Source organism: Flavobacterium sp. HBTb2-11-1 (genome assembly GCF_009826975.1).
GTDB lineage: Bacteria > Bacteroidota > Bacteroidia > Flavobacteriales > Flavobacteriaceae > Flavobacterium.
This window is the reverse complement of record NZ_WUMO01000013.1, coordinates 85,338-98,652: the sequence shown is the minus strand read 5'-3', so window position 1 is coordinate 98,652 and position 13,315 is coordinate 85,338. Positions and strand designations below refer to the sequence as shown.

Sequence of the window (13,315 nt, the reverse complement as noted above, 5' to 3'; positions counted from 1 at the left end):
AGCCAGTTTAAAATTTTGTTTCTTTGTGTATTAATTCTTCAAAAATGGAAATACGCCACTTAAAATTGATAAAAGCAATCGTAGAAGAAGGAAGCATTACGAAAGCAATCGATAAACTTCATTTGACGCAATCGGCTTTAAGCCATCAGCTCAAAGAGGCCGAATATCAATTGGGGACCGCCATTTTCTTGAGAGTCAACAAAAAATTAGTTCTCACAAAAGCAGGCGAAAAAGTCTATGATGTGGCCAATGAAATCCTTACTAAACTTGCTGAAACTGAAACTCAGATCAAACAAATGGTTTTTGGCGAATCTGGCGAAATCAGGATTAGTACCGAATGTTTTTCGAGTTATCACTGGCTCCCATCGGTTTTAAAGCAATTTCATCTTTTATATCCAAATGTCGAATTGAAAATTGTAGCCGAAGCAACGCACATTCCGCTGCAAAAATTATTAGAAAATACTATCGATATTGCCATAGTAAGCGATACCATTAAAGACAATCATATAAAATACACCGAGCTTTTTCAAGACGAAATGGTAATGGTCGTTTCCGAAAATCACGCTTGGGCAGATAAAAAATATGTAGTTGCAGAAGATTTTATCAACGAACATTTGATTATTCATTCGCTTCCGCTGGAAACCGTTACTATTCACCAGTTTCTTTTGGCTCCAGCCAAAGTAAGTCCGAAGAAAATAACTCCGATGCCTTTAACTGAAGCTTCTCTCGAAATGGTAAAAGCGGATATGGGCGTGATGTCGATGGCGAAATGGGCACTGCAGCCGCATTTAAAAAACAATCCGATTAAAGCAGTAAAAGTTGGAAAAAGTGGCTTGAAACGAAAACACTTTATTGCGACGCGAGCCCATGAGAATTATCCTGATTACTTTCATCATTTTATCAGCTTTTTACAAAACGAAATCAACTTACAATGGAATATTCAATAAGAAACTGCCAAATAACAGATTTACCCAAATTACTTATTTTGCTTCAAAAACATGCCGAATTTGAAAAGGCTGAATTTTCTCCCGAAGGAAAAGAAGAAGGATTAAAGAATGCTTTATTTGGCCTGAATCCTAAATTATTCTGCTTGGTTGTGGCCGCAAATGAAACTATTGTGGGTTATGCATCCTACACTTTTGATTTTTCTACTTGGAATGCACAAACATTTCTCTACATGGACTGTTTATTTTTGGAAGAAGAAACAAGAGGTTTTGGGATTGGTGAAATTTTAATCGAAAAACTAAAAGAAATCGGAAAACAAAATAATTGTGTCAATATTCAATGGCAAACACCTGAATTCAATACAAGAGCCATTAAATTCTATAACCGAATGGGCGCAAAAGGAAAAGACAAAGTCCGATTTACGTTAACTTTGTAACGAAAGAATATCTCTGCGACTTTTAATCTCGCAAAGTCGCCAAGACGCTAAGTTTAATTTTCTTTGCGACTCTGCGACTTTGCGAGATTTACTTAAAGAAACCTTAAAAGAAATGAAGAAAATAAGTATACTTGGTTGTGGCTGGCTGGGACTTCCTTTAGCGAAAACGTTAATTGCAAAAGGAAATTCAGTAAACGGATCGACGACTTCGGAGAACAAACTTCCAATTCTACAAGATGCGGGAATAAATCCATTTTTAGTAAATATTGAAAGCGATGGAATTTCCGAGAACATTGAGTCTTTTTTAGCGGAAAGCGAAATCTTAATTATTGATATTCCGCCAAAATTGAGAGCAGTCGATCCGAATGCAGAGAAGAAAGCTTTTGTAGAAAAAATCAAGAATCTAATTCCTTTTATAGAAAAATCGCCCGTTAATAAAGTACTTTTTGTAAGTTCAACATCGGTTTACGGCGATGATAACGATCTTGTAACCGAAGAAACGACTCCAAATCCAGATACCGAAAGTGGCAAGCAATTGGTTTTAGCTGAAAAATTGCTGCAAGAAAATCAAAACTTCGAAACCACTATTCTGCGTTTTGGCGGACTGATTGGCGAAGATCGCCATCCTGTTAAGTTTTTAGCTGGAAAAGAAAATCTGGAAAATTCAGATGCACCAATAAATTTGATTCACCTAAACGATTGCATTGGAATAATCGAAGAAATTATAATTCAATCTAAATGGAATGAGATTTTTAATGGCGTTGCTCCTTTTCATCCAACAAGAGAGGAGTTTTATTCCCAAAAAGCGATTAAAATGAATTTGCCACAACCAAAATTCAGTTCTGAAAAGTCAAACATCAAAAAGCTTATTTCAAGTGAAAAAATTGAAGCTATTTTAAGCTATAAGTTTAAACTGGACGAATATTAAAACATATAAGCTATATAAGAAATTTAAGTTTTGATCAAATGAACTTATATAACTTAAATGGTTAAAAAAAATTCGCGAACTTTGCGATCCCGATAGCTATCGGATTGCGCCTTTGCGGTTAAAAATTATGGAAACAGTTTACATCAATTCGCCTCTCGGAATCACCAAAATTATTGGAGATGAGAACGGTATTTCGGTAATTTCTGTTTCTGATGTTGGAACAAATGAAGTTTCTAAAGAAATTCCAAAAGTTTTACAAGACGCCGTTTTGCAGTTAAATGAATATTTTGAAGGCAAAAGAACCAATTTTGATTTAAAACTGAATCCGCAAGGAACCGAATTTCAGCAGAAAGTATGGAAATCACTTCTAGAAATTCCATACGGCAAAACGGTAAGCTACATGGATCAGACCAAAAAATTGGGCGATGTAAAAGCAATTCGTGCCGTCGCCTCAGCAAATGGCAAAAATCCACTTTGGATTGTTGTGCCTTGCCATCGCGTCATTGGAACAAATGGATCTTTGACCGGTTACGCTGGCGGATTATCACATAAAAAATGGCTTTTGGAACATGAAAGCCCGTCTGCACAGCAAAGCTTATTCTAAATCTCACCAAAAAGAAGGATAATTCATTCATTTATTATTTTGCAACAGATTAAAAATTTAAATTTGTGTACATTTATACAGAATAAAAATTAGTTCGATTCGTGAATTGCTTCGCCTGTTCGCTATCGGTCGGGTCGTGGCAAAACCACTATAAATGATTATGATTGAAAAAATTAATCTCAACAATATTCTCTTTCTCGATATAGAAACTGTTCCTGAAGAAGAAAACTTTAGTTCGCTTGACGCGGAAATGCAGTCGCTTTGGGATTTGAAAACGCAATATCAGCGAAAAGATGAGTTTACACCAGAAGAATTTTACGAACGCGCCGGAATCTGGGCCGAGTTCGGAAAGATAATCTGCATTTCGGTTGGTTTCTTTACCATCAAAGGAGACGTTCGAAATTTTAGAGTAACTTCATTTTTTGGTGAAGAGAAGAAAATCCTAAAGGACTTTTCCAATCTGATTAACAATCATTTTAATCAGCCTCAGCATTTGTTGTGCGGACATAATTCTAAAGAATTTGATATTCCTTTTATTGCCCGAAGAATGATCATCAACCAAATGCCTATTCCAGACAAACTGAATTTATTCGGCAAAAAACCTTGGGAAATTCCGCATTTAGATACTTTAGAGTTATGGAAGTTTGGCGATTACAAGCATTTTACTTCTTTAAAATTGCTAACGAAGATTCTTGGTGTTCCTTCGCCAAAAGGCGATATTGACGGAAGTCAAGTTGCTCATGTCTATTACGTCGAAAAAGATATTGACAGAATTATTACGTATTGCGAAAAAGACACGATTGCTGTAGCTCAGATTTTCTTGCGTTTACGTCGAGAAGATTTACTGATTGAAGATGAGATTATTCATGTGTAACTTTAAAGTTGCTAAGATTCTAAGGTTCTGAGATGCTAAGTTTTTTAGCTACGCTGTTTAAATGAACTCAAATAACTTATATGTTTTAAAATGATTCATTCCGAAATTTCACATCATCGCATGGCTTCTCAGAAGCTTTATCAGGAAAATCAATGTTCTCCTCAGGAAATAGTACATCATTTTGGCGCTATGCAGGCTCAGGATTATGCCATGGCAAAATGGGCAATTGGTTCACGTTGCAATGCCTCTGAAAAAGAAATTGAGGAAGCCGTTAATTCGGGAAAAATTATTCGAACGCACATTCTTCGTCCTACCTGGCATTTTGTTTCTGCAGATGATATTTATTGGATGCTTGATCTTTCTGCTCCGCAAATAAAAAAGCTGGCCATTTCAGGTGCTAAAAAATTTGGAGTGGATGAAAAAAAGCTCATTCAGATCAATAATACTATTGAAAAACTACTGGCGGGAAACAATTATTTGACTCGCGATGAAATTATGCAGGAGCTTAATATCAAAAAAACATCCAAAGAAGATTTTTTAGGTGCAGCCATTATGATGAATGCAGAATTGGATGGTTTGGTTTGTAATGGCAGAATGAAAGGCAAACAAATTACGTATGCTTTGCTCGAAGAAAGAGTTGATCGGCCAAAAACCAAATTGACTAAAGAAGAAGGATTAGCAAAACTTGCTCAGAGATATTTTGAAAGTCATGGTCCGGCAACTTTACTTGATTTCTCGTGGTGGTCTGGTTTTGCACCAACAATTTGCCAAAAAGCAATTAACGCAATTGAGTTGCAATTAAATCATATTACCATTGAAAATCAGACTTTTTGGTTTTCTAAAAACCGTTCTATAGAAGAAAATTTTCGCGAAAGCGTACATTTTCTACCAGCATTTGACGAAATTTTGATTTCATACAAAACGCGCGAAGCTTCATTTTCTGGAGATCATCAATCTAAAACTTTTACCAATAATGGCATTTTTAAACCCATCATTTTAGAAAACGGAAAAGTAATTGGAATTTGGAAACGAACCATTAAAAAAGATCATGTAAAAATTGAAACGGAGTTTTTTAATGAAACTGAAAATTCAAAAAAGAAAATTCTCTTTGAAGCAATTAAATCTTTTGAAACCTATTTGGAAACCAAAGTTGTGATTGGATAATTAATTTTTCAAAATAGATAATTAGATTTCGCCCCGCTGGGGCTTTTCAATTTATAGCCTGAATGATTTCTATAAATATTTTGCTCTTCAAGAGCTTTTTCATTTGCATATAATTTTGTTTGTAACGTTTAATAGCTCTGGAAGAGCGAAATATCTATAGCGAATGAAATTTTCCTATTTCAAAAAGCCCCATCGGGGCGACATATCAACTCAAATTCCTACCTCATTACACAAAATATTTATGCATTTTATTGCTAAATAATTACATTTACAAAAAAATGTAATTATGGTATTGAGCAGATTTTGGTTAGTTATTTTTATTTCTTCGATTCTTTTTATTGTAGTCAGTTTATTTACTGCCAATACTTATACCATTGATTCTGTTTTGAATGGAAAAAAAGATGATCCTATTTTAGTGTCTGAAAAATACATCGAAGAGCTTCCAGCTTTCTTAAAAGACAGTATTCAAAAAGCTCCAGATCAGACTATGATCATCAATCGTGATACGCTAAATGCTGACACAACGTATGTTTACAAAAACAAAACCGTAAAAATTTACAGCGGTCTTCAAAAATCTGACGGATTGCTGCCAACTTGCAAAAGCACTTTAGTCGATTTAATTTTGCCTCTTATTGCCTATTTGGCTTTTTTCTGCGGATTAATGGAACTTTTAATCGTTTCTGGAGCTTCTGGAAACTTGGCAAAAGCCTTGAGTCCTGTATTTGTAAAAGTTTTTCCAAGCATTCCTAAAAACCATCCTTCGATATCTTACATGACCTTAAACTTTGCTGCCAATTTCTTGGGATTGGATTCGGCCGCAACACCTTTTGGATTAAAAGCAATGGAAAGTTTACAGGAAATAAACCCTGAAAAAGATAAAGCCAGCGACGCACAAATCATGTTTATGTGTCTTCACGCTTCTGGATTAACCTTAATCGCAACTTCAATTATCGGTTATCGCGCTGCCGCAAATGCCAGTAATCCTGCTGATGTGATGCTGCCGTGTATCATTACGTCGTTTATCGGAACCATTGCCGCTTTTTTAATTGTCGGAGTCAAACAGAAAATCAATTTCAAAAGTGCTTCACTTTTAATTGGTTTAATGGGATTAATTGCTGCAATTGTTGGTTTATTGATGTATGTGAATCATTTAGATTTAATCGGAAAAAACTATTTCACTTCTAACCTTTCTGGATTAATTTTATTGGCGATTATAGTGTTTACGCTAATTTTTTCTTTCAAACATGAGAAAAAATTCAGAGAAGCAGACACTACCGTGTTCGATACTTTTGTTGTTGGCGCCAATAACGGAGTTAAAACTGGAGTTACAATTTTTCCATATGTTTTAGGAATGTTAGTTGCAATTTCGCTTTTTAGAAACAGCGGTTTATTTGAAATCATCAGTGATGCGATCGGATTTATCTTTTCGAATCTTGGCGTAAGCAAAGAAATTACAAATGCGCTTCCTGTTGCCATGTTGCGTCCGTTTAGCTCCGCAGGTTCAAGAGGTTTTTTAATTGATTCGATGAATACATTTGGAGCCGATTCTTTAACAGCTAGATTAAGCAGTATTTTCCAATGCAGTGCCGAGAGTACATTTTATGTTATTGCGGTTTACTTTGGTTCTGTAAATATCAAAAACACTCGTTATGCATTAGGCACAATGCTTTTGGTTGATTTAATCTGTGTTATTACGGCTATTTTTGTAGCAACTTGGTTTTTCTAAGACACGGCAAAAGCATCAAATTGAACGCTTCTTGTTTTTCATAAACATCTTTAAAACAACAAATAAAGATTGTTGTTTTAAAGTTTTGATATAAGTCGACACTTTGAATCAGATGCATTATCCTACATTATTTTTTCATTTTTTATAAAAAACCTCTTATAATTTTATACTTTAGCCTACTAACATAAATAAAACAATTAAATATTCCCCCAAATATGTTTAAATGGTTTTTAAGTAAAAAAAAGGAATCTAAGAGTTCCGAAAAAATCGAATACGCTGAAGAGACAAAACCTGCAGAAAAGACTGTATCAGCACAAAACAAATTCGACACAAACAAAATGGACTGGCTCATTAATGACTCGCTTCTAGCTTTTATGCCTCGCGAATTATTTATGCACTATTCTGACGCTAACACCGCACCAGATCCTCAAGATCCTTCTTGGCAAAATCAAGGACTGTATTTTTGGAAAGAAAAAGAAGCTTTTGAAAACAAATCGCTCCCGGAGTTTTTTGGAACTATGGATCAGAAATTATTTGTCATCAATGAAGTGCCAGATTATATTTCGCTAGTTTCAGGAAAAGCGATGCCGTGGTTTGGAATGCCTGGCGGTGGCGAAAAATTCTTTTTCAGATATGATGAAACTACGCCTGTAACTTTAGAAGAAGCTCACAAACTCAACATTATCAATTATGTTGAAATCGTGGAATTAAATCAGGACAACCTGAGTGTTTTAAACGACCGAGACAATTACTGCTTTTTAATTGATCCTTACGAAGTGAAATACGAAGACCAGCTTTTTTATCTTAACGGCGAAAAAATTTCCCTAGCAGAACTTTATCAAAAAAAGAAACTTTTGGTTCTATCTGTTGAATAAAATCACTTTTGAATTATAATTATGAAAATCCACACTCTTTTCTTCCTGCTTGTTTTAATAGGATGCCAAAAAACAAAACCAACAGATGCTGCTGCCCCAATTGCAGAAATCATGGAACCGCAAGAAACATTGGAAGTTACAAATGATGAAAAAATCATTAAAACTGACACTGTTTCTATTTATTCTGACGGGACAGAATCGTCTACAGATTACATTCTGGCTCATTTAGTAGATCAGCAGGCAGATAAGGACAGTATTGTTACTGTAAAATACCGATTAGATTTTTATCAGAATAAAACCAAAACCGCATCTTCAAAAATTGCTATCAAAGGTTTTGAAAAAGGTTCTGAATGGATGGCGTCTTATGGATTGACATCTGAAACTTCTAAAAATTCTCCTTTTATACAACTTACCGTTGGCTATCCCGCTTGTGGCTATTCCCATGACAACTATCTGTATTATCTTAAAAACAAAGGTCTACAGCTAGTTCACCAATGGAGTACAATGTCTGATAGCGGCTGGGGAAGCTGGGTCGAAATAGAAAATCCGTCAGCAAACTCTGATCCAAAATCTTTTTATTGCAAAACTGTTGCATTTGTGCCTGCAGATGAAGATGAAAACCTAGACATGGGAATCCTTTCGCACTCTGACTCAATATCTTTCGAATTAAAGGACAACAAATGGAAGAAGATTCTGTTATCTGCAAAAGACAAACCGTACTTCGAAAAAAAGATGACGTTTGATCAATTTAATAGCAACGAATAAAAATCATAAAACTGCTCAAGAGTTCTTATTCAAATTCTTTCTTAGGTAAATAATTTCTAAATTTGTAAAAAAACAAAACTAATGATTGATTTTATATACCAAGATCCTTATCCGATCTTAAAAGATGATACGCAGTACCGCAAAATCACTTCTGATTATGTAAAAGTTGAAAAATTTGGAGAACGTGAAGTTTTAACCGTTGACCCAAAAGGTTTAGAGTTATTGGCAGAAGAAGCTTTGACAGATGTTTCATTTATGTTGAGAACTTCTCATTTGCAAAAACTAAGAAAAATTCTTGATGATCCAGAAGCTACTGACAACGATCGATTTGTAGCTTACAATTTACTTCAAAATGCATCTGTTGCGGCTGAAGGTCAGTTACCAAGCTGTCAGGATACGGGAACTGCAATCGTTATGGCGAAAAAAGGAGAAAGCATCTTTACAGGTGTTGACGATGCAGAATGGTTAAGCCGCGGTATTTTCAATACGTATCAAAAAAGAAATTTACGTTATTCTCAGATTGTTCCGATTTCGATGTTTGAAGAAAAGAATTCAGGATCAAATCTTCCTGCACAAATTGATATTTATGCTAAAAAAGGAGCTTCTTACGAATTTTTGTTTATGGCAAAAGGTGGAGGATCTGCAAACAAAACGTATTTATATCAGCAGACAAAATCTTTATTGAATGAAAAATCACTTGACGAATTCATTCGCACTAAAATCAAAGATTTAGGAACTTCTGCTTGTCCTCCATACCACTTGGCTTTAGTTATTGGCGGAACTTCTGCTGAAGCCAACTTAAGCGCTGTTAAAAAGGCTTCTGCTGGATATTACGACAATCTTCCAACATCTGGAAATATGGCTGGTCAGGCTTTTCGTGATCACGAATGGGAAGAAAGAGTTCAAAAAATCTGCCAAGAAAGTGCTATCGGTGCTCAGTTTGGAGGAAAATATTTCACACATGACGTTCGTGTAATCCGTTTGCCTCGTCACGCCGCTTCTTGTCCGGTTGGACTTGGAGTTTCTTGCTCTGCAGATAGAAACATCAAAGGGAAAATCACTAAAGACGGAATCTTTGTTGAACAGTTAGAAACAAATCCAAAACAATTTTTGCCAGAAACAGCTCCTCATTTAGAAGCTCCTGTAGAAATTGATTTAGATCAACCAATGGCAGATATTTTAGCAAAACTATCTCAATATCCTGTTAAAACGCGCTTAAAATTAAACGGAACTGTAATTGTTGCTAGAGATATTGCTCACGCAAAAATCAAAGAATTACTAGATGCTGGAAAACCAATGCCTGATTATTTCAAGAATCACCCAGTATATTATGCTGGTCCAGCAAAAACCCCAGAAGGAATGGCTTCAGGAAGCTTCGGACCAACAACTGCGGGTCGTATGGACGTTTATGTGGATGAATTCCAGAAAAATGGCGGAAGTATGATTATGCTTGCAAAAGGAAACCGAACTAAACAAGTGACTGATGCCTGCAACAAATACGGCGGATTCTACTTAGGTTCTATTGGAGGTCCTGCTGCTATTTTGGCTCAAGACAACATCTTAAAAGTTGAAGTTGTTGATTTTGAGGAATTAGGAATGGAAGCTGTACGCAAAATCACGGTTAAAGATTTCCCTGCGTTTATTATCACCGATAATAAAGGGAATGATTTCTTTGCAGATTTATAATGTTTTTTGCCACAAAGGCACTAATGCACAAAGTTTTTTTTATAAAAATAAAGCTATCCTAAGGATAGCTTTATTTTTTTCTTCTCTTTAAAAAATCTCTTTGCGTCTTAGTGCCTTTGTGGCAAATTATGCGCTTAAATCCTGTTTCTCAAAAGCTATAAAATGTGATATTTCGCCTTTCAAATTATATACTGGCGAAGCATCAATTTTGCATTTATAAGTCTGTCCGTTTTTTCTATAATTTTCAAGCGTTTTGGCAAAAGGAATCTGCTTTTTTACCGCTTCTCTTATATCTTTTAAATCCTTTTGGGAAGTCGCCGGGCCTTGAAACATCTTTGGCGTTTTTCCTAAGATTTCTTCCTCCTTATAGCCCGTCATTCTTTTTATGCCGCTTGACGCGAAAACAATTTTCAAATCTAAATCGGTCACCAAAACCACTTCATTTTTGATTCTCTCTTGAATATTAAGCTTCTTTTCATCCCACACAAATTCATCAGAGATTTTGCTTACTCTTTTTAAATCAGTGCTTAATGCCTTTAACTCATTTAGATATTCATAATGAAAATCCCAAGAGAGAATTGGGACTGAATTTCGTTGAAGTGTATCATCAGAATTTTTATTTTTCATATCAAAAATAATTCAAGATATTGATAGATCTTTTTTCTCAAAGATACAGGAAAAATCTTGTTATAAGAATCTTGAAATCTTAATATACGATTAAAAATCATTATCAAAATGTAAATTTTAGCTGAACCGCAACTGCTTTTTTTACTTCGGTATTCAAATTACTTAACGAAATTCCAAGCAGCCTAACAGAATCCTTCATCTTTTCCTGATACAATAGTTCTTCAACATTTTCCATAATCAGACTTTTATCAGAAATAAAATAAGGCAAAGTCTTGCTTCTTGTCTGTTGCGAGAAATCGCTGTATTTAATTTTAAGTGTAATGGTTTTCCCTGAAACATTGTGCCTCTTTAGACGCTTTTCTAACGAACTTGCAATTCGTTCCAATTGTTCCATCATAAAAATTTCAGAAGACAAATTCACATCAAAAGTATGCTCTGCTGCCACAGATTTAGCAATTCTAGAAGACTTTACTTCACTATTATGAATTCCTCTTACAACATAGTAATAAAACGCCCCCGATTTACCGAAGTGTTTCTCTAAAAACTCCAAAGACTTGCTTTTTAAGTCGGTTCCCGTAAAAATTCCGAGCTGGTACATTTTTTCCGTAGTAACTTTTCCAACTCCATAAAATTTACGGATCGGAAGATCTTCCAGAAAAGCTTCGACTTCATCAGGATTTACCGTTTTTTGTCCGTTTGGTTTGTTATAATCACTGGCAATTTTGGCCACAAATTTATTGACCGAAATACCTGCTGATGCCGTTAGTCCGACTTCATTAAAAATTCTCGTTCTAATTTCTTGCGCTAGAAGACTTGCGCTCGGATTGCCTTTTTTGTTTTTAGTGACATCCAAATAAGCCTCGTCAAGCGAAAGAGGCTCAACTAAATCGGTATATTCATGAAAAATTTTATGAATTTTTGATGAAATCTCTTTGTAGCGGTCAAATCTTGGTCTGACAAAGATAATTTCCGGACAATACTTTTTAGCCAAAGCTCCACTAAGAGCGCTCCTAACTCCAAATTTTCTAGCTTCGTAACTTGCCGCCGAAACCACGCCGCGATTCTCCGAACCGCCAACCGCAACGGGTTTCCCTCTTAACTCTGGATTGTCCATCTGCTCTACCGATGCATAAAAGGCATCCATATCAATATGAATTATTTTACGATATGTTGGTGTTTCAGACATATTGCAAATTTAAAAAGGAAAAACAATAAAAAAACGCTGTAAGTAGTTATAAATCATATCAATTTTTAAAGAATGCGAATTCGATGAGTTCAAACCAATTATTCTTTCTATTTTTGTTCTTCTACTCGAAAAATTAAATAATGCGAACATTTGTTATAGGTGACATTCATGGCGGATTACTTGCTCTTGAACAAGTACTGGAGAGAGCCAAAGTTACGACAGAAGATACTCTAATTTTTTTGGGCGATTATGTTGACGGCTGGAGTCAGTCTGTTGAAGTAATTGACTATTTGATTGATTTAAAAAGCAAACAAAATATTATCTGCATAAGAGGAAACCATGACCAGCTTGCTTTGGACTGGCTTGAAGAAAGGCACGATGATTTCGACGAAGAAATGTGGTACAAACATGGCGGGAAAGCTACTGTTGAAGGATACGCGAAAATTTCTGAAGAGAAAAAAAGAGCTCATATCGAATTTCTAGAAAATCTTCAGGATTATTATCTTGATGATCAGAATCGTTTGTTTGTTCACGCTGGCTTCACCAATTTAAATGGCGTAAAATGGGAATATTTTTCGAAGCTATTTTATTGGGACAGAACACTTTGGGAGACAGCCCTTTCATTAGACCCAAAATTAAAAGAAGACGACTTACACTATCCCAAAAGATTTACCGTTTATAAGGAAGTTTATATTGGCCACACGCCCGTTACCCGAATCGGCGAAACGGTTCCTATAAATAAAGCTTGTGTCTGGAACGTAGATACAGGCGCTGCATTTAGAGGTCCGCTTACAATTTTAGATGTCGACACCAAGGAGTACTGGCAAAGCGAGCCATTAAACGAACTCTATTTTAACGAAAAAGGTAGGAATTAATTTGTTTAAAAGTTACATTTGCTACCCAAATAATTAATATTAAATTTTTATGAAAAAGGTTATTACACTTTTGTTTTTAGTGACATTCGGATTTGTTAATGCTCAAGAAGCTTTCAAAGGAAAGGGAGATATTAAAGTAAACGTAGGAGCTAATTTACAAGATGGTGGTTCTGGAATTCAAGGTTCTGTTGATTTTGGTTTAGGAGAAAATTTCTCTTTTGGTTTTGTTGCTAACTATATCCTAGGATTTGACAACTTCAATGGTTACTACCACGGCAACACAAATGCTTATTATGATGCTGAACCAGATTTTTCAGATCGTTTTGATGCAAAAGCAAGAATCAATGCTAACTTATCTAGTGTAATTGGCGTAAAAGAATTGGACGTTTACCCTGGATTAAGCTTAGGCTTACATAATTTCGGCGGACACGTTGGCGGTCGTTATTTCTTTACTGACGGATTTGGTGTTTTCACAGAAATCGGATTCCCAATTGCAAAATACGGTTCAAACAATGATCCTTTTTATCATTTGAATAATCAAGCTACTTTTAGTTTAGGAGCTTCTTTCAACTTATAATCAACATTTTGTGTTTTGCCACAAAGGCTCAAAGTCACAAAGTTTCA

General features: G+C 35.3%; 14 protein-coding genes. 12 read left to right on the top strand and 2 right to left on the bottom strand.

The features are described 5' to 3' along the window. The first annotated feature begins 44 nt into the window (after positions 1-44). From GR162_RS21410 to GR162_RS21365, 10 genes are all read left to right on the top strand, one after another. Positions 45-947 (top strand): LysR family transcriptional regulator, encoded by a 903-nt coding sequence (locus GR162_RS21410; protein WP_160783792.1) that lies wholly within the window; start codon positions 45-47, stop codon positions 945-947. Continuing rightward, positions 932-1,381 (top strand): GNAT family N-acetyltransferase, encoded by a 450-nt coding sequence (locus tag GR162_RS21405; protein WP_160783791.1) that lies wholly within the window; start codon positions 932-934, stop codon positions 1,379-1,381. Before GR162_RS21410 ends, GR162_RS21405 begins: the two co-directional genes overlap by 16 nt. Before the next feature lie 112 nt (positions 1,382-1,493). After that, positions 1,494-2,309 carry an NAD-dependent epimerase/dehydratase family protein gene (locus GR162_RS21400; RefSeq protein ID WP_160783790.1) on the top strand — a complete coding sequence of 272 codons (816 nt, stop codon included), beginning with the start codon at positions 1,494-1,496 and terminating at the stop codon, positions 2,307-2,309. Between the two features lie 127 nt (positions 2,310-2,436). Beyond that, positions 2,437-2,913 (top strand): methylated-DNA--[protein]-cysteine S-methyltransferase, encoded by a 477-nt coding sequence (locus GR162_RS21395; RefSeq protein ID WP_160783789.1) that lies wholly within the window; start codon positions 2,437-2,439, stop codon positions 2,911-2,913. A 160-nt stretch (positions 2,914-3,073) separates the two neighbouring features. Further along, entirely contained in the window at positions 3,074-3,787 is a 714-nt protein-coding gene (locus GR162_RS21390) for a 3'-5' exonuclease (RefSeq protein ID WP_008465557.1), read from the top strand. A 90-nt stretch (positions 3,788-3,877) separates the two neighbouring features. Next, positions 3,878-4,951, top strand: a complete 1,074-nt coding sequence (locus GR162_RS21385) for a winged helix DNA-binding domain-containing protein (RefSeq protein ID WP_160783788.1) — start codon at positions 3,878-3,880, stop codon at positions 4,949-4,951. A gap of 286 nt (positions 4,952-5,237) precedes the next feature. Then, entirely contained in the window at positions 5,238-6,677 is a 1,440-nt protein-coding gene (locus GR162_RS21380) for a nucleoside recognition domain-containing protein (protein WP_008465559.1), read from the top strand. Between the two features lie 215 nt (positions 6,678-6,892). Beyond that, positions 6,893-7,552, top strand: coding sequence for a hypothetical protein (locus GR162_RS21375; RefSeq protein WP_160783787.1), 660 nt, complete (start codon positions 6,893-6,895; stop codon positions 7,550-7,552). A gap of 21 nt (positions 7,553-7,573) precedes the next feature. Beyond that, positions 7,574-8,317: a hypothetical protein gene (locus tag GR162_RS21370; RefSeq protein ID WP_160783786.1), complete on the top strand. Its 744-nt coding sequence runs from the start codon at positions 7,574-7,576 to the stop codon at positions 8,315-8,317. A gap of 81 nt (positions 8,318-8,398) precedes the next feature. Next, a complete protein-coding gene (locus GR162_RS21365) occupies positions 8,399-10,003 on the top strand; it encodes a fumarate hydratase (RefSeq protein WP_160783785.1) in 1,605 nt (534 codons plus the stop codon). Positions 10,004-10,129: 126 nt separating this feature from the next. Here GR162_RS21365 and GR162_RS21360 read toward each other — a convergent pair whose 3' ends face one another. Further along, positions 10,130-10,630, bottom strand: a complete 501-nt coding sequence (locus GR162_RS21360) for a PAS domain-containing protein (RefSeq protein ID WP_160783784.1) — start codon at positions 10,628-10,630, stop codon at positions 10,130-10,132. Between the two features lie 103 nt (positions 10,631-10,733). After that, positions 10,734-11,816, bottom strand: a complete 1,083-nt coding sequence (gene dinB / locus GR162_RS21355; protein ID WP_160783783.1) for a DNA polymerase IV — start codon at positions 11,814-11,816, stop codon at positions 10,734-10,736. A 140-nt stretch (positions 11,817-11,956) separates the two neighbouring features. On the opposite strand from dinB, the gene GR162_RS21350 reads away from it, so the two are divergent. Then, positions 11,957-12,691 (top strand): metallophosphoesterase family protein, encoded by a 735-nt coding sequence (locus GR162_RS21350; protein WP_160783782.1) that lies wholly within the window; start codon positions 11,957-11,959, stop codon positions 12,689-12,691. 49 nt (positions 12,692-12,740) lie between these two features. Continuing rightward, positions 12,741-13,268, top strand: a complete 528-nt coding sequence (locus GR162_RS21345; RefSeq protein ID WP_008465570.1) for a DUF6646 family protein — start codon at positions 12,741-12,743, stop codon at positions 13,266-13,268. Positions 13,269-13,315: the final 47 nt, after the last annotated feature.